Genomic DNA, 21,577 nt, shown 5'->3' on the forward strand with positions numbered 1-21,577 from the left:
CGAGGCCTCACTCTAGTCTGTCCGCGTGGCAGACCAGCGTTCTCCCGCGTCCACATCGTCGTTCGCCCGTGCGGCCGACGAGGTGCGCGAGACCCGATTCCGGGACGACCTGGCGGTGCGTGAGATTCCCGCGCCGACAGGTCTCGCTCCCGACGCGATCGCCTTTGCGGGCGATGTGCGACCCGAGCCCGGCGCGGAGGAATCGCCCTTCGGGACGGGGCGGTTCATCCTGCTCCACGACCCCGACGAACCCGATCCGTGGAAGGGCCCGTGGCGGATCGTGTGCTTCGCGCAGGCCCCGCTCGAGCGCGACATCGGCGTCGATCCGCTGCTCGCCGATGTCACGTGGGCGTGGCTCACCGATGCGCTTGCATCCCGGCGCGCCGGCTTCCACTCCGAGTCGGGCACGGCGACCAAGATCATCTCGAAGGGTTTCGGTTCGCTCGCCGCCGAGGGAGAGGGCGCGCAGATCGAACTGCGTGCCTCGTGGTCGCCGGAAGGACCTCTCGGCCCGCACATCGAAGCGTGGGCTGAGCTCGTCTGCATGCTCGCCGGGCTGCCACCTGGATCGGAAGGGATTGCGATGCTCGCAAATCGCAGGTCGACACGTGACTGAGTACGTCGTGATCGAGGATGCCGCCGGCTTGTCCCGCGCCCTTGACACACTCGCCGGGGGGTCCGGTCCGGTCGCGGTCGATGTCGAACGCGCCTCCGGGTTCCGATACTCGCAGCGCGCCTACCTCGTGCAGGTGTTCCGTCGTCAGGCGGGGGTGTTCCTCTTCGACCCGCCGGCGATCGGCGACCTCACGCCACTGCAGGAGCTCATCGGCGGCGAGGAGTGGATTCTGCACGCCGCGAGTCAGGACCTGCCGTCCCTGCGTGAAGCGGCGCTCGAGCCCGCGCAGCTGTTCGACACCGAACTGGCTGCCCGCTTGCTCGGTCACGAACGGGTCGGTCTCGGCGCCCTCGTCGAAGACACGCTCGGCATCGCGCTCGCGAAGGCGCATTCCGCCGCCGACTGGTCGACACGGCCGCTCCCCCAGTCCTGGCTCGAATACGCCGCCCTCGACGTCGAGCACCTCGTCGATGTGCGTGACGTCCTCGTTGAAGAGCTCATCGCCCAGGACAAGACCGCGATCGCCGCCGAGGAGTTCCAGGCGACGCTCGAACGCCTGCCGAAGCCGCCGCGCGAAGAGCCGTGGCGTCGGCTCAGCGGCCTGCACACGGTGCGCGGGCGCCGCAACCTCGCCGTCGCGCGCGCACTGTGGACCGCGCGTGAGGACTTCGCCCGCGCCGAGGACGTCTCCCCGGGTCGGCTCGTGCCGGATCGAGCGCTCGTGGCCGCTGTTCTCGCCGAGCCCGACAGCAAGCAGGCCCTGGCCGCCATCAAGGAGTTCACCGGTCGCGCGAGCCGGTCGCAGCTCGACCGCTGGTGGGCCGCGATCGAAGAGGGCCGCGCGGCGACCGAGCTGCCCCTCGAACGCGCTCGTGGCGGCGACTCGCTGCCGCCGCCGCGCGCGTGGTCCGACCGCAACCCCGAAGCGGATGCACGACTCAAGGCGGTGCGCCCGACTCTCGAAGCGCGCGCCGAAGAGCTGAACATGCCGATGGAGAATCTGCTGACGCCGGATACGCTGCGCCGGATCGCGTGGGCGCCGCCGGAGTCATGGGATGCGGCATCCATCTCCACCGCGCTCGAGGCCCTCGGCGCACGTCGCTGGCAAATTGAGGAAACCGCACAGCGGATCACCGATGCTTTTGTCGGTTCCGTGCAATCGGGCTCGTCGGGCCCGGAAGCGGCTTCGTAGATTCTCCCCACCCGTTTGCCCGCGGGAGCGGGCCGGTTCGTAGGCTGAACTCATCCCACACTCTCTTGGAGGCTTCAGTGGCCGAAATCTCAGACGTCTTCTTCGTCGATGGAATGCGCACCCCGTTCGGGCGCGCCGGCGAGAAGGGCATGTACTGGAACACACGCTCGGATGACCTCGCCGTCAAGGCGACGATCGGACTCATGGAACGCAACCCGGGCGTTCCCGCCGACCGCGTCGATGACGTCGCCATCGCGGCGACGTCGCAGACGGGCGATCAGGGGCTCACGCTCGGTCGTTCGGTCGCGATCCTCGCGGGACTGCCGCAGACCGTCCCCGGCTTCGCGATCGACCGCATGTGCGCGGGCGCCATGACGAGCGTCACGACGATGGCCGGCTCGATCGGCGTCGGCATGTACGAGATCGCCCTCGCGGGCGGTGTCGAGCACATGGGGCACCACCCGATCGGCACGAACGCCGACCCCAACCCGCGATTCGTCGCCGAGAAGATGGTCGACCCGGGCGCGCTCAACATGGGTGTCACGGCCGAGCGCATCTTCGATCGGTTCCCGCACCTGACGAAGGAGCGTTCCGATCGGTTCGGCATGCTCAGCCAGCACAAGGTGCAGGCGGCTTACGATGCCGGCAAGATCCAGCCCGACCTCGTGTCGGTGGCCGTCAAGGACGCCGACGGAGCCTGGGCGCTCGCGACCGAAGACGAGGGACGCCGTCCGCAGACCACGATGGACGACCTCGCGGCCCTCAAGACGCCGTTCCGCCCGCACGGGCGCGTGACGGCCGGCACGTCGTCGCCGCTCACGGACGGCGCGACGATGTCGCTGCTGGCGGGAGGCGGCGCCGTCAAGGAGCTCGGCCTCGCTCCCAAGATGCGACTCGTGTCGTTCGCCTTCGCCGGCGTACAGCCCGAGATCATGGGCATCGGACCCATCCCCTCGACCGAGAAGGCCCTCAAGAAGGCCGGGCTCACGATCGGCGACATCGGGCTGTTCGAACTGAACGAGGCGTTCGCCGTCCAGGTCATCTCGCTGCTCGACCACTTCGGCATCGCCGACGACGACCCGCGCGTCAACCAGTGGGGCGGCGCGATCGCGTTCGGCCATCCGCTCGCGGCATCCGGTGTCCGTCTCATGATCCAGCTCGCGGCGCAGTTCGCCGAGCGACCCGACGTGCGCTACGGCCTGACCGCGATGTGCGTCGGTCTCGGCCAGGGCGGTTCGGTCATCTGGGAGAACCCCCACTACGACGGCAAGAAGCGCAAGTAAGGGACGCGGACCAATGACGAACTACGACGACATCGACTTCTCTCCCCTCGTGGCCCTCGCCGGCGACGAGGTGGTCACCCACTCCCTCGTCCGCGACATCACCCTGCCCTCGGGCAAGACGCTGGCCCTGGTCACCCTCGACAACGGGCGCGACCACACCCGGCCCAACACGCTCGGCCCCGCGACGCTGACCGAGCTCGGTGAGACCCTCGCGGGCCTCAGAGCCCGTGCTGCGGCGGGCGAGATCCACGCTGTCGCGATCACGGGCAAGCAGTACATCCTCGCGGCGGGCGCCGACCTGTCGGACATCTCGCGGGTCGGATCGAAAGACAACGCGCGTCTGGTCGCTCAGCTCGGGCACAAGGTGTTCGGGATGCTGGGTGACCTCGGCGTGCCGTCGTTCACGTTCGTCAACGGGCTCGCGCTCGGCGGCGGGCTCGAGATCGCGCTCAACTCGACCTATCGCACGGTCGACGCGTCCGCGGCCGCGATCGCCCTGCCCGAAGTGTTCCTCGGGATCATCCCGGGCTGGGGCGGGGCGTACCTGCTGCCGAACCTCATCGGCATCGAGAACGCGCTCGAGGTCGTCATCTCGAACCCCCTGAAGCAGAACCGGATGCTCAAGCCGAAGCAGGCCTTCGACCTGGGGATCATGGACGCCATCTTCCCCGCGGGCAACTACCTCGAGGACTCCCTCCGCTGGGCCGACGGTGTGCTCGCCGGCACCATCAAGGTCGACCGCAAGAACGAACCCGGCAAGATCGAACGACTGACGAAGTGGCCCATCGCGATCAAGATGGCCCGCGGCATGCTCGAGTCCAAGATCGGCACGGTCCCCCGCTCGCCCTACGTCGCGCTGGACCTTCTCGACAAGGCCAAGAGCGGCACGAAGGCCGAGGGCTTCGCGCGCGAAGAGGACGCGCTGGCGGAACTGGCGACGGGCGACCAGTTCGCGGCATCCATGTATGCCTTCGATCTCGTGCAGAAGCGAGCGAAGCGGCCCGTCGGAGCACCGGACAAGGCGCTCGCCAAGAAGGTCACGAAGGTCGGCATCGTCGGCGCGGGTCTCATGGCCAGCCAGTTCGCGCTGCTCTTCGTGCGCAGACTGCAGGTGCCGGTGCTCATCACCGACCTCGACCAGGCGCGCGTCGACAAGGGCATCGCCTACATCCACGACGAGATCGCGAAGCTCGAGGCCAAGGGGCGCCTGGACGGAGACACCGCGAACCGGCTGCGGGCGCTCGTGACGGGAACCGTCGACAAGAGCCAGTACGCCGACTGCGACTTCGTCATCGAGGCCGTGTTCGAAGAGGTCGGCGTCAAGCAGGCCGTCTTCGCCGAACTGGAGGGCATCATCGCCGAAGACGCGATCCTCGCCACCAACACGTCGTCGCTGTCGGTCGAGGAGATCGGCGCGAAGCTGAAGCATCCCGAGCGTCTCGTCGGCTTCCACTTCTTCAACCCGGTCGCGGTCATGCCGCTCATCGAGATCGTGAAGACCCCCCAGACCGCGGATGCCGCGCTGTCGACCGCGTTCGTCGTGGCGAAGGGGCTCGGCAAGAACGCCGTGCTCACCGCCGACGCACCGGGCTTCGTCGTCAACCGGCTCCTCGCGAAGGTCATGGGCGAAGCGGCACGCGCCGTCTACGAGGGAACGCCCATCGCCGATGTCGAGAAGGCGTTCGGCCCGCTCGGCCTGCCGATGGGGCCCTTCCAGCTCATCGACCTCGTCGGCTGGAAGGTCGCGGCCCACGTGCAGGACACGATGGTGCGCGCCTTCCCCGACCGGTTCTACGCCAACGACAACTTCCACGCGCTGGCTGAGCTGTCCGCCGTCGTCGAGAAGGACAAGGGCGGCCGAGTCACGGGGTTCACGAAGGCCGCCGAGAAGACGATCAAGGGCCACGTCGGCTCCTCGCCCGCGTCGGCCGACACCATCCTCCGGCGCGTGCAGGACGGTCTTGCGCAGGAGATGAAGATCATGCTCGACGAGGGCGTCGTGCCCGAGGTCGAAGACATCGATCTGTGCCTCATCCTCGGCGCCGGCTGGCCTTTCATCGATGGCGGCGCGTCGCCGTACCTCGATCGCGAGGGGGCGTCGGAGCGGGTCTTCGGCGACACGTTCCATCACCCGCCGATCCGCGGGATCGACGCCTGAGACGGACGGCGGCCCTGGGCTTCGGCTCGGGGCCGCTCCCGTTCCCGGCCCCGCCCGGGACAGGCTCCCGGTCAGGCGCGGGGCGAACGCTCCCAGTCGGTGAGCGTCGGGATCTCCGTCGTCGCGGCGCGCGCGATGGGGATGCGGGTGCCGAGCACCTGCGCCACGACGTCCTGCGCGATCTTCGCGGGCGTCAGCCCGGCATCCTCGAGGATCTGCTCGCGTGATGCGTGGTCGATGAACTCGGTCGGAAGCCCCAGCTCGTCGACGGCCGTGTCGACTCCGGCCTCGCGCAGCACCTGTCGCACGCGCGTGCCGATGCCGCCGACGCGGACGCCGTCCTCGATCGTGATGACGAGGCGATGGGATGCCGCGAGTTCGACCAGCGACGGCTGCACCGGCACGACCCATCGCGGGTCGACGACGGTCGCGCCGATCCCCTGCGCCCGCAGGCGCTCGGCCACGTCGACGGCGAGGTGCGCCATGGTGCCGATGCCCACGATCAGCACGTCTTCCGCGTCGTCGCGGGCGAGCACGTCGACCCCGTCGGAGAGCCGCTCGAGAGCGGGCAGATCGGGGCTCACCGAGCCCTTGGGGTAGCGGATGACGGTGGGCGCGTCATCGACGGCGACCGCTTCGCGCAGTTCCTCGCGAAGCGTCGTCTCGTCGCGCGGGGCGGCGATGCGGATGTTCGGCACGATCTGCAGCATCGCGAGATCCCACATGCCGTGATGGCTCGGTCCGTCAGGGCCCGTGACGCCCGCCCGATCGAGCACGAAGGTCACGCCGGCCTTGTGCAGCGCGACATCCATCAGCACCTGGTCGAACGCGCGGTTCATGAAGGTGGCGTAGACGGCGACGACGGGATGCAATCCGCCGTAGGCGAGACCCGCCGCCGAGGTGACGGCGTGCTGCTCGGCGATGCCGACGTCGTAGACGCGGTCGGGGAAGCGCTGCGCGAAGCGCAGCAGGCCCGTGGGCCGCAGCATCGCCGCCGTGATGCCGATGATGTCGTCGTGGGCTTCGCCGAGCGCGACGAGTTCGTCGGCGAAGACATCCGTCCAGCCGAGGGTCGATGACGAGCCGACCGGCCGGCCCGAGACGGGATCGATGCGACCGACCGCGTGGAACTGATCGGCTTCGTCGTCGCGCGCGGGCTGATAGCCGCGACCCTTCTCCGTGATGGCGTGCACGATGACCGGGGCACCGTACGACTTGGCGAGCTCGAGGGTCTCGATGAGCGTCTCGAGGTTGTGTCCGTCGACGGGTCCCAGGTACTTGATGTCCAGGTTCGAGTACAGCTCGGTGTTGTTCGTGAAGCGGGAGAGGAAGCCGTGCGTTCCGCCGCGCACACCCCGATACAGTGCGCGGGCAGCGGGTCCGAGCTTGCGGAACAGCGTCGCCGATCCCTCGTGCAGCTGGCGGTAGGGCTCCGCGGTGCGCACGCGGTTGAGGTACCTCGCCATGCCGCCGATCGTGGGGGCGTACGACCGACCGTTGTCGTTGACGATGATGACGAGATTGCGCTCGTTGTCGTCGGAGATGTTGTTGAGCGCTTCCCACGTCATGCCCCCCGTGAGAGCGCCGTCGCCGACCACGGCGATGACATGGCGATCGTCGTGGCCCGTGCGGGTCAAGGCTCGGGACAGGCCGTCGGCCCAGCTGAGAGAGCTCGACGCGTGCGAGGACTCCACGACGTCGTGCGGGCTCTCCGAGCGCTGCGGATAGCCCGCGAGCCCGCCCCGCGTGCGCAGCTGTGAGAAGTCCTGGCGGCCCGTGAGCAGCTTGTGGACGTACGACTGGTGGCCTGTGTCGAAGATGACGGGGTCGTTCGGCGAATCGAAGACGCGGTGCAACGCGATCGTGAGCTCGACGACGCCGAGGTTCGGACCGAGGTGCCCCCCGGTGCGGGCGACGTTCTCGATCAGGAACGCGCGAACCTCGCCGGCGAGCTCTTCCAGCTGTTCCGTGGAGAGGGCGTCGAGGTCGCGAGGCCCGCGGATCGCCTGGAGAAGACCCATTCCGTATGCCCTTCGTCAGCGGATGCCGCCGCTCGCGCGGCATCCCTCGATTCTACGCCGACCGGCTGAAGAAGAGCAGAAGGCCCCGCACCCTTGCGGGCACGGGACCTTCTGTGCGAGATGTCAGACGAGCGAGCGCAGCACGTACTGCAGGATGCCGCCGTTGCGGTAGTAGTCCGCCTCGCCGGGCGTGTCGATACGAACGACCGCGTCGAACTCGACGGTCTGCTTGCCCTCGGGCGAGAATTCGCTCGGAGTGGCCGTGACCTTGACCGTCTTGGGCGTGACACCCTCGTTCAGCTGCTCGAGGCCCGTGATCGAGACGATCTCGGTGCCGTCCAGACCCAGCGACTCCCAGCTCTGACCCTCGGGGAACTGCAGCGGGACGACGCCCATTCCGATGAGGTTGGAGCGGTGGATGCGCTCGAAGCTCTCGGTGATGACGGCCTTGATCCCGAGCAGGCTCGTGCCCTTGGCCGCCCAGTCGCGCGACGAGCCGGAGCCGTACTCCTTGCCGCCGAACACGACGAGCGGAGTGCCCTGCTCCTGGTAGTTCATGCACGCGTCGTAGATGAACGACTGCGGGCCGCCCTCCTGCGTGAAGTCGCGCGTGTAGCCGCCCTCGACGACCGCACCGTCGTTGACGGCGCTCACGAGCAGGTTCTTCAGACGGATGTTGGCGAACGTGCCGCGGATCATGACCTCGTGGTTGCCGCGACGCGAGCCGAAGGAGTTGAAGTCCTTCTGGCGGACGCCGTGCTCCTCGAGGTACTTCGCGGCGGGCGTGCCGATCTTGATGTTGCCCGCGGGGCTGATGTGGTCGGTCGTGACGGAGTCACCCAGCGTCGCCATGACGCGGGCGCCCGTGATGTCGGTGACGGGGGTCAGCTCCATCGTCATGCCGTCGAAGTAGGGCGCCTTGCGCACGTAGGTCGAGTTCTCATCCCACTGGAAGACCGAGTCATCCGGGGTCGGCAGGCTCTTCCACCGCTCGTCGCCCTCGAACACCGTGGCGTACTGCTTGATGAACTGCTCGCGCGAGATCGAGGAGTTGATCGTGGCCTGCACCTCTTCGGGCGAGGGCCAGATGTCCTTCAGGAAGACGTCGTTGCCGTCGGGGTCCTGCCCGAGCGGGTCGGTCTCGAAGTCGAAGTGCATCGATCCGGCGAGGGCGTAGGCGACGACGAGCGGCGGCGACGCGAGGTAGTTCATCTTCACGTCGGGGCTGATCCGGCCCTCGAAGTTGCGGTTACCCGACAGCACGGCCGTCACCGCGAGGTCGTGCTCGTTGACGGCGTGCGAGACCTCGTCGATGAGCGGGCCGGAGTTGCCGATGCAGATCGTGCAGCCGTAGCCGACCGTGAAGAAGCCGAGACCTTCGAGCGCCTTGTCGAGGCCGGACTTCTCGTAGTAGTCGGTGACGACCTTCGAGCCGGGGCCGAGTGTCGTCTTGACCCACGGCTTCTGCTTGAGGCCCTTCTGCAGCGCGTTGCGCGCCAGGAGGCCGGCCGCGAGCATGACGGACGGGTTCGACGTGTTGGTGCACGAGGTGATCGCGGCGAGGGTGACCGCGCCGTGGTCGAGCGTGTACTTCAGGCCCTCGGGCGTCGTGACCTTGACAGGATTGGATGCCGCGGCGGGCCCGCCGCTGGAGATGTGCACGTCGCGCGTGTCGACGTCTTCTTCGCCGGGCACGGCGCCCGGGTCCGACGCGGGGAATGAGTGCTTCGACTCGAGGTCGACGATGTCGTCCGTCACGCACGGGTCGGCGTAGTTGACGATGTCCTTCTCGAACTGGGTCTTGGCCTCGGAGAGCAGGATGCGGTCCTGCGGTCGCTTCGGTCCGGCGATCGACGGCACGACCGTCGAGAGGTCGAGCTCGATGTACTCGCTGAAGACCGGCTCGACCGAGGGGTCGTGCCACAGGCCCTGCAGCTTCGAGTACGCCTCGACGAGCGCGACGGAATCCTCGCTGCGGCCCGTGAGGCGCAGGTAGTCCAGCGTCACATCGTCGATGGGGAACATCGCGGCGGTCGAGCCGAACTCGGGGCTCATGTTGCCGATCGTGGCGCGGTTGGCCAGCGGAACGGACGCGACACCGGCGCCGTAGAACTCCACGAACTTGCCGACGACGCCGTGATGGCGCAGCATCTCGGTGATCGTGAGTACGACATCGGTCGCGGTGACGCCGGCGGGGATGTCGCCGGTGAGCTTGAACCCCACGACGCGCGGGATGAGCATCGACACCGGCTGGCCGAGCATGGCGGCCTCGGCCTCGATGCCGCCGACGCCCCAGCCGAGCACGCCGAGGCCGTTGACCATCGTGGTGTGCGAGTCGGTGCCGACACACGTGTCGGGGTAAGCGCGGAGCACCGCTTCGCCGGTTGCCGAGCTCGTCGAAGCACGGTCGTAGATGACCTTGGCGAGGTGCTCGATGTTGACCTGATGAACGATTCCGGTGCCCGGGGGGACGACCTTGAAGTCGTCGAACGCCGTCTGGCCCCAGCGCAGGAACTGGTAACGCTCGCCATTGCGCTCGTACTCGATCTCGACGTTGCGCTCGAGGGCGTTCTCCGAGCCGAACAGGTCGGCGATGACGGAGTGGTCGATGACGAGTTCGGCCGGCGAGAGCGGGTTGATCTTGTCGGCGTCGCCGCCCAGGCCGGCCACAGCTTCGCGCATCGTGGCGAGGTCGACGATGCAGGGCACTCCCGTGAAGTCCTGCATGACGACGCGCGCCGGCGTGAACTGGATCTCGGTGTCAGGCTCGGCGCCCGGGTTCCAGGCGCCGAGCGCCTCGATCTGGGCCTTCGTCACGTTCGCACCGTCTTCGGTGCGCAGAAGGTTTTCGAGCAGCACCTTCAGGCTGAACGGGAGCTTCTCGTAACCGGGAACGGTGTCGAGGCGGAAGATCTCGTAGTCGGTGCTGCCGACCGTCAGGGTGCTTTTCGCACCGAAGCTGTCAACCGTGGACACGTGGGTCTCCTTCATCGGCGGCGGAGCGCGACGCACAGCGCGCTCCCCCATCTTTCCCCCGCGAGAGCCCTGTGGCTAGTGAGGTTCACCTAACGCGGAGAGGAACGTTTTATCTTGATGTCAAGATAAATGTATCACTCGGCGGCGGGATCCGGCGTTGGCTCGCTGCGGGGATACACGGCCCTCACGACGAGCCAGGTGACGGCGACGAGCGGTGCGAACAGCGGCAGACCCATGACGAGCTTGAGGGTTCCGAGGGCCGTGACGTTGTCGGCGAGGTAGAGGGGAACCTGAACGATCAGCCGGGCGGCGAACAGGGAGGCCCACGCGATCGTGAGCCAGAAGAAGACGCGGCGCTTGCGCTTGTCCCGGCGCCAGGCGGTGCCCTCCCCCATCAGGAACCCCACCGCGAGGCCGATGATCGACCATCCGATGAGCGCCGATATCAGCAGCGCCGAGCCGTAGACGACGTTCGTGATGAACCCGGGAATGAAGTTGTTGCTGGCTTCACCCGTGAACGCGGCGAAGGCGGCCGCGACGCCGGCGGCGACGAGCCCGCCGACGGCGGCGGTGACGGGCTGGCGGGCGATGAGCCGCGCGATCGTGAAGACGGCGGCGATCCCGACCGAGAGTCCGAGCGACAGCCACAGGTTGCCGTCACCGGTCGCGGGGTCGATCGTGACCGTGTAGACCGCGACGAAGATGAGGCCCGGAAGCACGGATTCGAGCACGCCGCGCCAGCCGCCCATCGCACCCCACACGACGTGTCCCGTGCTCTTGCCCTCGGAAGGGTCCAGGCCCGCCCGGCGCGCCGCGCCCCCGAGTGCCGCCCCGAAGATCTCGGACGCCGAGGGTGCCGCATCGGCGGACGCCGGCGCTCCGGGGTCGGGCGGCGTCAGGTCGGGGCGGTCGTTCACGCGGTGCCCGGGGTCGCCGGCATCCGCAGCGGGATCAGGTCACGCGGCGGCATGGGCGTGCCCCCGCGCACGACGACGATGGAGCGGAAGAGGTCTTCGATGCTCTCGGCGGCCTCGACATCGGCGGTCGCGGCGCCGCCGATCACGCCGCGCAGGAACCAGCGCGGGCCGTCGACGCCGACGAATCGTGCCAAGCGCTTGCCCGGCTCGCCCTCGGCCGTCGCCACGGGGACCTCAGCGAGCAGCTCGGGGCCGAGCGGACCCTCGCGCTCTTCGACGCGGCCGCCCTGCTGCCTCACCTGTTCGCGGATCTGCTCCCGCGTCTCTTCCCACAGCCCGGCCGTTCTCGGTGCGGCGAACGGCTGCACCTGCAGGGTCGAACCGGCGTAGTCGAGGCCCACGGCGACGATGCGCTTCGTCTGCTCCTCCACCTCGAGACGCAGGTTGAGTCCCTCGCGCGGAAGCACCTTGATGCCGCCGAGGTCGATGTACGGGCGCACGGGGTTGGCCTCGGACTCGTCGAACGGTCCGGTCGTGGAGCGATTGTCGGGGGCGACTTTGCCCGCGGGGGTGGGTGTGGGTGTGGGTGTGGCGTCAGTCATGACGTGACTCCGTTCTGGTAGCCGGTCGAGCCGAAGCCGGCGTCGCCGCGAGGGCTGTCGGGCAGGTCGTCGACCGGAAGGAAGCGCGCCCGCGGCACCGGCATCAGGATCAGCTGGGCGATCCGGTCGCCGATGGCGATGTCGTAGGCGTTGTCGATGTCGGTGTTCAGCAGCGCGACCTTGATCTCGCCGCGGTATCCCGCGTCGACCGTACCGGGTGCATTGACGATCGTGATGCCGTGTTTGGCGGCGAGGCCCGAGCGCGGCACGACGAACGCGGCGTACCCGTCGGGCAGCGCGATCCGCACCCCCGTGCCGACGAGCGCGCGCCGCCCCGGCTCGAGTCGCACGCTCTCGTTCGCGACGAGATCCGCCCCGGCGTCGCCGGGATGGGCGTACACCGGCAGGACGGGCGCGATAATGGGGACGTCCACGGTTTCGGTCACTCATCGAGGGTAATGCAGATGGCATCCACGCACGGCGGAGCGGCCAGCGCGCCTGTCTACCGCGAAAGACTCAGTCCCTCGCTGTGGCTGCTCGTCGCCGCAGCGCTGTGCGGGCCGATGGCCGCGCTCATCTTCTCGCCCGTCGACACGACGCTCGCACTGGCGATCGGGATCGCCGTGGCGGTGCTCCTGGTCGCACTGCTCGTGGTGGCATCCCCCGTCATCGAGGTTCGTGACGGGATGCTGCGCGCCGGGCGGGCGCGGATCGAGATCGGCTTCACGGGCGAACCGGTCGCCTACGCGGGCGAGGCTGCTCGCCATGCACGCGGCTCGGGGTTGGATCCCCGTGCGTGGCACGTCATCCGAGGGGGCATCGACGGCGTCGTCGTCGTGCCGATCCTCGACATCGACGACCCGGCTCCGAACTGGGTCATCTCGACTCGCACCCCCGATCGCCTGCGGGCGGCGCTGCGCCGGGACACGGCGAAGGCGAGCGCTTCGTAGCAGCGCTCGCCTTCGGGATGTCAGCGGATGCGGTTCAGGCCGCGCACTCGAGACAGATGGGTCCGTCGGAGGACTCGTGATCGACCTGAGAGCGGTGCTTCACGAGGAAGCAGCTCATGCACGTGAACTCGTCCTCCTGCGGAGGCAGCACGACGACGTCGAGCTCGAGGTCGGACAGGTCCGCGCCGGGCAGTTCGAATCCGGTCGGGTTGTCGGCGTCTTCGACGTCGACCGAGCCTGAGAGCTTGTCGGGAACGCGCTCCTTCAGAGCCTCGATCGATTCGCTGTCATCCTCGGTCTTGCGGGGGGCGTCGTAATCGGTGGCCATGCGTGAACTTCTCGACTTCCGGGTATGTGGGGGGCGCCTCGACCTCATGGGGCGGCGATAGTTTGCACGACGGGTGGCCATTTCGCAAATGCCATCGGCGGCCTCCGCATGCGTGAGCGTGAAACTCACGGCGCGCGCACGATATTCCCGGCGATGTCGATGTCGCGTGACACGATGGGCCGCAGAGATCTTGATCGGAGGGCGTTTCGCATGGAACAGCTCAAAGTCATCGCAACCGAGGACGACATGCTCGTGCTGGCGACCGAGTCGGGCGAGCGATTCGCGCTGCCGCTCGACGAGGCGCTGCGGGCCGAGCTGCGCAAGGCACGGCGCGACCGGGAGCCCGATCAGCGCGCCGATCGTCCGAGCCCGCGCGACATCCAGGCTCAGATCCGTGCCGGACTGTCGGCGCAAGAGGTGGCGACGCTTCTCGGCGCCCGCGTCGAAGACATCGTGCGTTTCGAAGGGCCCGTACTCGCCGAGCGTGAGCACGTCGTGGGTCAGGCCCTCGCGGTACCCGTGCTGCTGGGCGGCGACTTCGACGGTGATGCCAACCCGACGTTCGGCGCAGCCGTGCGCGCCAAGCTCGCCGGTGTGGGGGCCAGCGCCGAGCGCTGGACGAGCTGGAAAGAGCAGACGGGGTGGATCGTCAAGCTCGAGTTCACGGCGAGCGAGGTCGACCACGACGCGCGCTGGGGATTCGATCCACGCCGCAGCACGCTCTCGCCGCTGAACTCCGATGCCATTCAGCTCTCCCGTCAGGGGTCGCTGCCCGAAGGACTCATCCCCCGCCTGCGCGCGCTGGACGTCGTGGCGCCCAAGGACGAGTCGCGGTTCGACAGCGGCGCGTTCGGGCCGCGCCGTCTGCCCGATGCGGACCTCGAGACCCCCGACCTGCCGGCACCCGCGACGCCGGCCGTGCAGCAGGCCGCGATCAAGCGCGCGACCGAGACCTCGGTCACCTCGGCCGAGACGGCTGATCTGCTCGAGGCGCTGCGCCGCCGTCGCGGTCAGCGCGAACCGCTCCCCGAGGCCGAGCCCGAAGTCGAGACGCCTCGCGCGCACGCCCCCGTCGCGCTGTTCGATGCGCTCGAGCCCGGATACGACGAGGCGCCGGGCGAAGAAGACCGCCCCGATGACCGTGCCGAGTCGACGCAAGCCGTCGTGGGCGAGGGCGGCGGGCGCCGCAAGGGGCGCACGTCGATGCCCTCGTGGGACGAGATCGTCTTCGGCGCGCGCGGCGACGACTGACTCAGGCGTACGCGCCGAGCTTCAGCAGAGGCACGATGCGTTCTTCGTTCGTGAGCGAGCCGTGCTGTCCCACCATCTTCTGCGGCGCCTTGTCGTCGACGCGGTCGTCGTAGTACGCGATGCCGGACCGTGCGGCGACGAGGACATCGCCGATCCGCGGCGCGACGTCGGGCGAGACGCTGCCGAACAGTCCCGCGTCGATCGCCTCGGTGCGTGAGAGCACCCACGAGCGTCCGCCCTCGGCCTGCCGCCAGGTATCGAGCACGTCCGCGGCGGCACCGTCTTCGGCATAGAGGTGCAGCATCCGCGGCTCTCCGCCGATGAGGCGGACGCCGTCGAGGTGCGCGTCGCCGTCGGCCAGAAGAATCTGACGGTGCCGCGGCACATCGACCATGCCGTGGTCGGCTGTCACGACGATCCCCGTCTGCGGGTCCGCCGCCGCGGCGAGCGTCCGCGCGGCGGCGTCGACGCGTTCGAGGGCGCCGATCCATTCGTCGGACTGCCATCCGCGTTTATGACCGATGGCGTCGAGGTCATTCGCATAGAGGTAGATGAACGAGCCGGGATGCCGCGCCGCAAGGTCGGTGGCCCGTTCGACCCGCGCCGTCAGATCGTTCTCGCCGACGAACTGCGCCTCGCCCATCGTGGCCTCGGTGAATCCGGTGCCGGCGTACTCGGACTTCGACACGACGAAGCAGGGGCGGTCGGCGTGGCGGGCGACGAGGCGCTCCGCGCGCTGCCAGCTCTGCGGCAGCTCGTCGGTGTCCCAGCCGCGCAGCTGATTGACGACGTCGTCCGTGCCGGGGATGCGCGCACGGTAGCCGACGATGCCGTGGACCCCCGCCGGTGCGCCCGTCAGCAGGCTCGTGAGCGCTGTCGCCGTCGTCGAGGGGAACACGGTGCGAGCGACGTCCTTCTTCGTGCCGGACTGCGCGAGGAACCGCGCGTGGCCCGCCCGCGCGGTGAGAGAGGACGCACCGAGGCCGTCGACGACGAAGACGATGGCACTCGTCGCCGGAGCGAACCACTCAGATCGACTTTCGAGCGAAGCGAAAAGCTGCGGCACGACACCGGTGAGGCTTCGAGCGTGGGGCGGGTCCGCGGGTAGGCTGAGTGACATCCGGGTCAGTCTCGCACATGCGCAGAAGGCCCTCTCCGGACCGCCGTCACCCGAGGTCGCACCCGCACCATGCCCGCATCCCGCTCCGCCGCCATCCCCGCCGATCACGGACGCATCGAGGACATCGACGTCTCGACCGAGATGCAGACGTCGTTCCTGGAGTACGCGTACTCGGTGATCTACTCGCGGGCCCTGCCCGACGCCCGCGACGGTCTCAAGCCGGTGCAGCGCCGCATCCTCTATCAGATGGCCGACATGGGGCTGCGCCCGGACCGCGGACACGTCAAGAGCGCGCGTGTCGTCGGCGAGGTCATGGGCAAGCTCCACCCGCACGGTGACGCGCCCATCTACGACGCCCTCGTCCGACTCGCGCAGTCGTTCTCGCTGCGCGTCCCGCTCGTCGACGGGCATGGCAACTTCGGCTCGCTCGATGACGGCCCCGCCGCCGCGCGGTACACCGAGGCGCGCCTCGCACCCGCGGCCCTCGCCCTCACCGAGAATCTCGACGAAGACGTCGTCGACTTCATCCCGAACTACGACGGCCAGTTCCAGCAGCCCGAAGTGCTGCCGGCCGCGTTCCCGAACCTGCTCGTCAACGGCACGACCGGCATCGCCGTCGGCATGGCGACGAACATGGCCCCCCACAATCTCATCGAGGTCGTGGGGGCCGCGGTCCACCTGCTCGACAACCCCGATGCGAGCGTCGAGGACCTCATGGAGTTCGTCCCCGGGCCGGATCTGCCCGGCGGCGGGATCATCGTCGGACTCGACGGCATCAAAGACGCCTACGCCAAGGGCCGGGGCAGCTTCCGCACGCGCGCCAAGGTCTCGGTCGAGTCGCTCGGCCCGCGTCGCACCGGCCTCATCGTGACCGAGCTGCCGTATCTCGTCGGCCCGGAGCGCGTGATCGAGAAGATCAAGGATGCCGTGCAGGCCAAGAAGCTGCAGGGCATCGCCGACGTCACCGACCTGACCGACCGGCACAACGGCCTGCGTCTGGTCATCAGCATCAAGACGGGTTTCGATCCCGACGCCGTGCTGCAGCACCTCTACCGGCTGACGCCGCTCGAGGACTCGTTCAGCATGAACAACGTCGCGCTCGTCAAAGGGCAGCCGCAGACGCTCGGGCTGAAGGAGATGCTGCGGGTGTACCTCGATCACCGCATCGAGGTCGTCACGCGACGCAGCCGGTATCGGCTCGAGCGCCGCAAGGAGCGGCTGCACCTCGTCGAGGGTCTGCTCATCGCGATCCTCGACATCGACGAAGTCATCCAGGTCATCCGCGCCTCCGACGACAGCGAGCAGGCGCGCACGCGTCTGCAAGAGGTCTTCGACCTGTCGCAGCTGCAGGCCGAATACATCCTCGAGCTGCGTCTGCGTCGCCTCACGAAGTTCTCGCGCGTCGAGCTCGAGGGCGAGCGCGACGCGCTCAAGACCGAGATCGCCGCGCTGGAAGAGCTGCTCGCGAGCGACGTTCTGCTGCACGCGCAGGTGGCGCGCGAGCTCGATGCGGCGGCCGAGACCTTCGGCACGCCGCGGCGCACCCTCTTGCTCAACGGTGGGCCGGTGGCCCCGCGATCCCGGTCGGCCGCCGCGGCGGCGGACCTTCAGATCGCGGATGCCCCGTGTCGTGTCCTCCTCTCCGCCACGGGCCGGATGGTGCGCGCCGAGCTGGCTGCCGAGACTCCCGGAGGCGGCATCGTGCCGCCGGGGCGTCGCTCGAAGCACGACGCGATCCGTTCAGCCGTCGATGCGACGACCCGCGGCGACCTGGGCGCGGTCACCAGCACCGGTCGTCTGGTGCGCTTCTCTCCCGTCGACCTGCCGTCCGTCCCGGGCAACTCGGTGCAGCTCGCCGCAGGCACGAAGGCGGATCAGTACCTGGGCCTCGCATCGGGTGAGCACGTCATCGCGATCGTGCCGCTCGTGGACTCCCCCGCCGTCGCTCTCGGGACCGCGCAGGGCGTCGTCAAGCGCGTCGCCGCGAGCGAACTCGCGAACAAGCCCGACATCGACATCATCGCGCTCAAGCCGGGTGACCGCGTCGTCGGCGCGGCGCCGGCGCCCGACGACGCCGAACTCGTCTTCGTGACGAGCGATGCACAGCTGCTGCGGTTTGAGGCGTCTTCCGTGCGGCCGCAGGGTCGTGGTGCCGGTGGGATGGCCGGCATCCGGGTCTCGGCCGGTGCGAGCGTCGTGTTCTTCGGCGTCGTCGATGCCGCGGCATCCGACGTGAGCGTCGTGACGATCGCCGGAAGCAACGACGCCCTGTTCGGTGCCGAATCCGGCACGGGCAAGGTCTCATCGTTCGAGGAGTACCCCGCCAAGGGTCGCGGAACCGGGGGCGTGCGCGCGCAGCGGTTCCTCAAGGGCGAAGACGCGCTCACTCTCGCGTGGGCCGGCGAAGACCCGCGCGCGGTGGGCTCCGACGGCGGCGTGCGAGCGCTTCCGCCGTCCGGTGCGAAACGTGACGCCTCGGGCATCCCGCTCGACGGCGTCGTCGGCGCCGTGGGATTCCCCATCCGCTGACCGCTCCCCCACCCCTCGCTCCCCGACCCCGTCGACGGGTTCGTCCCTCACTCGCCCGGTCCCTGAGCCTGCCGAAGGGTCGTCCCTCGTCCGGTCCCTGAGCCTGCCGAAGGGTCGTGCCTGGTCTGGTCCCTGAGCCTGCCGAAGGGTCGTGCCTGGTCCGGTCCCTGAGCTTGCCGAAGGGTCGTCGCCGGTCTGGTCCCTGAGCTTGCCGAAGGGTCGTCGCCGGTCTGGTCCCTGAGCTTGCCGAAGGGTCGTCGCCTGTCTGGTCCCTGAGCTTGCCGAAGGGTCGTGCCTCGTCCGGTCCCTGAGCTTGCCGAAGGGTCGTCCCTCGCCCGGTCCCTGGGCCTGCGGAAGGGTCGTCGCGGGTCTGGTCCCTGAGCTTGCCGAAGGGTCGTCGCCGGTCTGGTCCCTGAGCTTGCCGAAGGGTCGTCGCCGGTCTGGTCCCTTGAGCCTGCCGAAGGGTCGTCCCTCGCCTTGTCCTTGAGCCTGCCGAAGGGTCGTCGCCGGTCTGGTCCCTGAGCCTGCCGAAGGGTCGCTCCTCTACCTCGACCGCTTCCGCGACAACGCGGGTAGATCATCGAGGCGCCCCTCGATGAGAGCGATCTTCTTCGCGCGACTCCAGCCGTGCAGTTGGCGCTCGCGTCGATGGGCGTCGTCGATTCGTTCGTGGTGCTCGGCGTACACGAGCACGACCGGTCGCCGCTTGATCGTGTACCGAGCGGCGAGGTCCTCGTCATTGTTGTGTTCCCAGACGCGGGCCTCGGGCTTCTTCTTCGTGCTGCCGACATAGAGGCGGCCGTCGCGGCATTTCACGATGTAGACGTGCGGCATGTGTCGATCGTGCCGCGGATCACCGTGGGCGGATGCTGCGGGTCAAGGCCGGTGGACGAAGAGCAGGATGCCGGGGGTGGGGAGGAACCGCTGGTGGCGACCCTTCGGCAAGCTCAGGGACCGAATGGTGGCGACCCTTCGGCAAGCTCAGGGACCGGACGGCGACGACCCTTCGGCAAGCTCAGGGACCGAATGGCGACGACGCTTCGGCAAGCTCAGGGGCCGAACGGTGACGACGCTTCGGCAGGCTGAGGGACCGAACGGCGACGACGCTTCGGCGGGGTCAGGGGCCAGGGCGCGGCGGGTCAGGCGTCGATGCGCTCGCGGGCGAGACTGCCGCTCGAGTCGATGATGAACTCCTTGCGCGGTGCGACATCATTGCCCATGAGCAGTTCGAACACCGTCGAGGCCGCTTCCGCATCTTCCATGCGCACGCGACGCAGCGTCCGCCCGGCGCGGTCCATCGTCGTCGTCGCGAGCTGGTCGGCGTCCATCTCGCCCAGGCCCTTGTAGCGCTGGACGGGCTCCTGCCAGCGCTTGCCCGACTTCGTCAGCTTCGACAGGAGCGCGTGCAGCTCCTGCTCGGAGTAGGTGTAGATCGTGTCGTTCGGCTTCGATCCCGGGTTGACGACGACGACACGGTGCAGCGGTGGCACCGCGGCATAGACGCGGCCCTCGTCGATGAGCGGACGCATGTAGCGGAAGAACAGCGTCAGCAGCAGCGTGCGGATGTGCGCGCCGTCGACATCGGCATCGCTCATCAGGATGACCTTGCCGTACCGTGCCGCGTCGATGTCGAACGAGCGGCCGGACCCGGCGCCGATGACCTGCAGGATGGCGGCGCATTCGGCGTTGCCCAGCATGTCCGCGACCGAGGCTTTCTGGACGTTGAGGATCTTGCCGCGGATCGGCAGCAGCGCCTGGTATTCGCTGTTGCGGGCGAGTTTGGCCGTGCCGAGCGCGGAATCGCCCTCGACGATGAACAGTTCGGATGCCGAGACGTCGTTCGTGCGGCAATCGGCGAGCTTGACCGGCAGTGACGACGACTCGAGCGCGTTCTTGCGTCGCTGGGTCTCTTTGTGTGCGCGCGCCGAGAGGCGCGCCTTCATCTCGGAAACGACCTTTTCCAACAGCAGCGCGCTCTGCGCCTTGTCGTCGCGCTTGGTCGACGAGAACTTCGCGGTGAGCTGCTTCGTGACGACGTTCGCCACGATCTGCCGCACGGCCGGCGTGCCGAGCACCTCTTTGGTCTGACCTTCGAACTGCGGTTCGGCCAGGCGCACCGTCAGCACGACCGTGAGGCCCGCGAGGATGTCGTCCTTCTCGATCTTGTCGTTGCCGACCTTGAGGCGACGTGCGTTCTGCTCGATCTGCGAGCGGAGGACCTTGACGAGTCCGGTTTCGAATCCCGCCTGGTGGGTTCCGCCTTTCGGCGTCGCGATGATGTTGACGAACGATCGGTTCACCGTCTCGTAGCCCGTGCCCCACCGCAGTGCGATGTCGACGTGACACGTGCGCTGCAGTTCGGTGGGCACCATCGCGCCGGTCTTCTGCAGGACCGGCACGGTTTCGGTGAATTCACCGTCACCGGTCAGCCGCCACGTGTCGGTGATGGGTGTGTCGGGCGCGAGGAAATCGGCGAACTCGGAGATGCCGCCGTCGAACCGATAGGACGTCACGACGGGTTGGCCGTCGGCGGTGGCGGCGACGGTCGACGGGCGCTCGTCGCGGATGACGATCTCGAGCCCCGGGACGAGGAAAGCGGTCTGTCGCGCGCGCTGCTCGAGCTCGACCAGGTTGAACGCGGCGTCCTTCGTGAAGATCTGGCCGTCCGCCCAGTAGCGGATGCGGGAGCCCGTCACGCCCTTGGGTGCGCGTCCGACGACACGCAGCTCGGAGCTCTTCTCGAAGGGCGTGAAGACCGAGGTCGGCTCGGGGCCCGAGAAGACACCGGGCTCGCCCCGGTGGAACGACATCGCCCACGTCTTGCCACCGCGGTCGACTTCGACATCGAGACGCTCGGACAGGGCGTTGACCACCGATGCGCCGACGCCGTGCAGCCCACCCGAGGCCGAATACGACCCCCCGCCGAACTTGCCGCCGGCGTGCAGCTTCGTGAAGACGACCTCGACGCCCGACAGTCCCGTCCGAGGTTCGATATCGACGGGGATGCCGCGTGCGCGGTCGCGCACCTCGACACTGCCGTCGGCGTGCAGCACGATCTCGATGTGCGAGCCATGCCCCGCGAGGGCTTCGTCGACCGAGTTGTCGATGATCTCCCACAGGCAGTGCATGAGACCGCGCGAGTCGGTCGAGCCGATATACATGCCGGGCCGTTTGCGGACTGCTTCGAGGCCTTCGAGCACCTGGAGGTGATGGGCGGAGTACTCAGCAGTCACAATCCTCAAGGGTATCCGCGCCCGGCGACAGCGGGCCCGGGACACACGGCAGCCCCGCGGTCCGTACGCGGACAGCGAACGACGACCGGTTCCGGGCATTCCCTGGCGGAACCCATGGTTGTATTTCTCAGACCAGCTGTCGGCTCTGCATACCCGAGGAGGAACCGAGATGACCACGCTTTCGACACCTGCCGAGAACACGGCCGTCCTCGAGCACCGCCTCACTGCGATCGACCGGTGTGATTCGTGCGGCGCCCAGGCTTACATCGCCGCCGAGGTGAACGGCACCGAGATGCTCTTCTGCGCCCACCACGGGCGCAAGTACGAAGAGAAGCTGCGCGCCGTCGCCACATCGTGGCACGACGAGACCGCGCGGCTCGACGAAACCCGCTGAGGACGCG

17 protein-coding genes are annotated in these 21,577 nt (G+C 68.6%); 8 read left to right on the forward strand and 9 right to left on the reverse strand.

Annotation, left to right across the window (positions count from 1 at the left end; genetic code table 11):
* Positions 1 to 25 precede the first annotated feature (25 nt).
* The 4 genes from ACWICD_RS12305 to ACWICD_RS12320 all read left to right on the forward strand — a co-directional run bounded on the left by ACWICD_RS12305 (position 26) and on the right by ACWICD_RS12320 (position 5,249).
* The gene (locus ACWICD_RS12305) at positions 26 to 616 is read left to right on the forward strand and encodes a DUF3000 domain-containing protein (protein WP_376125814.1); all 591 of its coding nucleotides are present in this window, start codon (positions 26 to 28) and stop codon (positions 614 to 616) included.
* Positions 609 to 1,808 (forward strand): ribonuclease D, encoded by a 1,200-nt coding sequence (locus ACWICD_RS12310; RefSeq protein WP_454140341.1) that lies wholly within the window; start codon positions 609 to 611, stop codon positions 1,806 to 1,808. The genes ACWICD_RS12305 and ACWICD_RS12310 overlap by 8 nt, the downstream gene beginning before the upstream one ends.
* A gap of 77 nt (positions 1,809 to 1,885) precedes the next feature.
* Entirely contained in the window at positions 1,886 to 3,091 is a 1,206-nt protein-coding gene (locus ACWICD_RS12315; protein ID WP_454140342.1) for a thiolase family protein, read from the forward strand.
* 13 nt (positions 3,092 to 3,104) lie between these two features.
* Positions 3,105 to 5,249, forward strand: coding sequence for a 3-hydroxyacyl-CoA dehydrogenase NAD-binding domain-containing protein (locus tag ACWICD_RS12320; RefSeq protein ID WP_454140343.1), 2,145 nt, complete (start codon positions 3,105 to 3,107; stop codon positions 5,247 to 5,249).
* A 71-nt stretch (positions 5,250 to 5,320) separates the two neighbouring features.
* Here ACWICD_RS12320 and dxs read toward each other — a convergent pair whose 3' ends face one another.
* From dxs to dut, 5 genes are all read right to left on the reverse strand, one after another.
* Positions 5,321 to 7,270 carry a 1-deoxy-D-xylulose-5-phosphate synthase gene (dxs, locus tag ACWICD_RS12325; RefSeq protein ID WP_376125804.1) on the reverse strand — a complete coding sequence of 650 codons (1,950 nt, stop codon included), beginning with the start codon at positions 7,268 to 7,270 and terminating at the stop codon, positions 5,321 to 5,323.
* 123 nt (positions 7,271 to 7,393) lie between these two features.
* The gene (locus ACWICD_RS12330; protein WP_376125801.1) at positions 7,394 to 10,246 is read right to left on the reverse strand and encodes an aconitate hydratase; all 2,853 of its coding nucleotides are present in this window, start codon (positions 10,244 to 10,246) and stop codon (positions 7,394 to 7,396) included.
* Between the two features lie 134 nt (positions 10,247 to 10,380).
* A complete protein-coding gene (locus ACWICD_RS12335) occupies positions 10,381 to 11,163 on the reverse strand; it encodes a DUF3159 domain-containing protein (RefSeq protein WP_454140344.1) in 783 nt (260 codons plus the stop codon).
* The gene (locus ACWICD_RS12340) at positions 11,160 to 11,765 is read right to left on the reverse strand and encodes a DUF3710 domain-containing protein (RefSeq protein WP_454140345.1); all 606 of its coding nucleotides are present in this window, start codon (positions 11,763 to 11,765) and stop codon (positions 11,160 to 11,162) included. The genes ACWICD_RS12335 and ACWICD_RS12340 overlap by 4 nt, the downstream gene beginning before the upstream one ends.
* Positions 11,762 to 12,211: a dUTP diphosphatase gene (gene dut / locus ACWICD_RS12345; protein WP_376125793.1), complete on the reverse strand. Its 450-nt coding sequence runs from the start codon at positions 12,209 to 12,211 to the stop codon at positions 11,762 to 11,764. The genes ACWICD_RS12340 and dut overlap by 4 nt, the downstream gene beginning before the upstream one ends.
* Positions 12,212 to 12,229: 18 nt before the next feature.
* Here dut and ACWICD_RS12350 point away from each other — a divergent pair, with 18 nt between their 5' ends.
* Positions 12,230 to 12,715, forward strand: a complete 486-nt coding sequence (locus ACWICD_RS12350) for a DUF3093 domain-containing protein (protein WP_376125791.1) — start codon at positions 12,230 to 12,232, stop codon at positions 12,713 to 12,715.
* Positions 12,716 to 12,749: 34 nt separating this feature from the next.
* On the opposite strand, the gene ACWICD_RS12355 is transcribed toward ACWICD_RS12350, so the two are convergent.
* Complete coding sequence (locus ACWICD_RS12355) at positions 12,750 to 13,043, reverse strand: DUF4193 domain-containing protein (protein ID WP_376125788.1); 294 nt, start codon at positions 13,041 to 13,043, stop codon at positions 12,750 to 12,752.
* Positions 13,044 to 13,253: 210 nt separating this feature from the next.
* Here ACWICD_RS12355 and sepH point away from each other — a divergent pair, with 210 nt between their 5' ends.
* Positions 13,254 to 14,294: a septation protein SepH gene (gene sepH / locus ACWICD_RS12360; RefSeq protein ID WP_454140346.1), complete on the forward strand. Its 1,041-nt coding sequence runs from the start codon at positions 13,254 to 13,256 to the stop codon at positions 14,292 to 14,294.
* A 1-nt stretch (position 14,295) separates the two neighbouring features.
* Here sepH and ACWICD_RS12365 read toward each other — a convergent pair whose 3' ends face one another.
* On the reverse strand, positions 14,296 to 15,414 hold the full coding sequence (locus tag ACWICD_RS12365) for an alkaline phosphatase family protein (protein ID WP_376125782.1): 1,119 nt from the start codon (positions 15,412 to 15,414) through the stop codon (positions 14,296 to 14,298).
* Positions 15,415 to 15,483: 69 nt separating this feature from the next.
* Here ACWICD_RS12365 and ACWICD_RS12370 point away from each other — a divergent pair, with 69 nt between their 5' ends.
* The gene (locus ACWICD_RS12370; protein ID WP_376125780.1) at positions 15,484 to 17,943 is read left to right on the forward strand and encodes a DNA gyrase/topoisomerase IV subunit A; all 2,460 of its coding nucleotides are present in this window, start codon (positions 15,484 to 15,486) and stop codon (positions 17,941 to 17,943) included.
* A gap of 543 nt (positions 17,944 to 18,486) precedes the next feature.
* On the opposite strand, the gene ACWICD_RS12375 is transcribed toward ACWICD_RS12370, so the two are convergent.
* Entirely contained in the window at positions 18,487 to 18,777 is a 291-nt protein-coding gene (locus ACWICD_RS12375) for a GIY-YIG nuclease family protein (RefSeq protein ID WP_454140347.1), read from the reverse strand.
* A gap of 305 nt (positions 18,778 to 19,082) precedes the next feature.
* Entirely contained in the window at positions 19,083 to 21,176 is a 2,094-nt protein-coding gene (locus ACWICD_RS12380) for a DNA gyrase/topoisomerase IV subunit B (protein ID WP_454140348.1), read from the reverse strand.
* Between the two features lie 169 nt (positions 21,177 to 21,345).
* Here ACWICD_RS12380 and ACWICD_RS12385 point away from each other — a divergent pair, with 169 nt between their 5' ends.
* Positions 21,346 to 21,570, forward strand: a complete 225-nt coding sequence (locus ACWICD_RS12385; RefSeq protein ID WP_376125771.1) for a DUF7455 domain-containing protein — start codon at positions 21,346 to 21,348, stop codon at positions 21,568 to 21,570.
* Positions 21,571 to 21,577 lie beyond the last annotated feature (7 nt).

This window comes from Microbacterium sp. NPDC055357 (assembly GCF_053644835.1).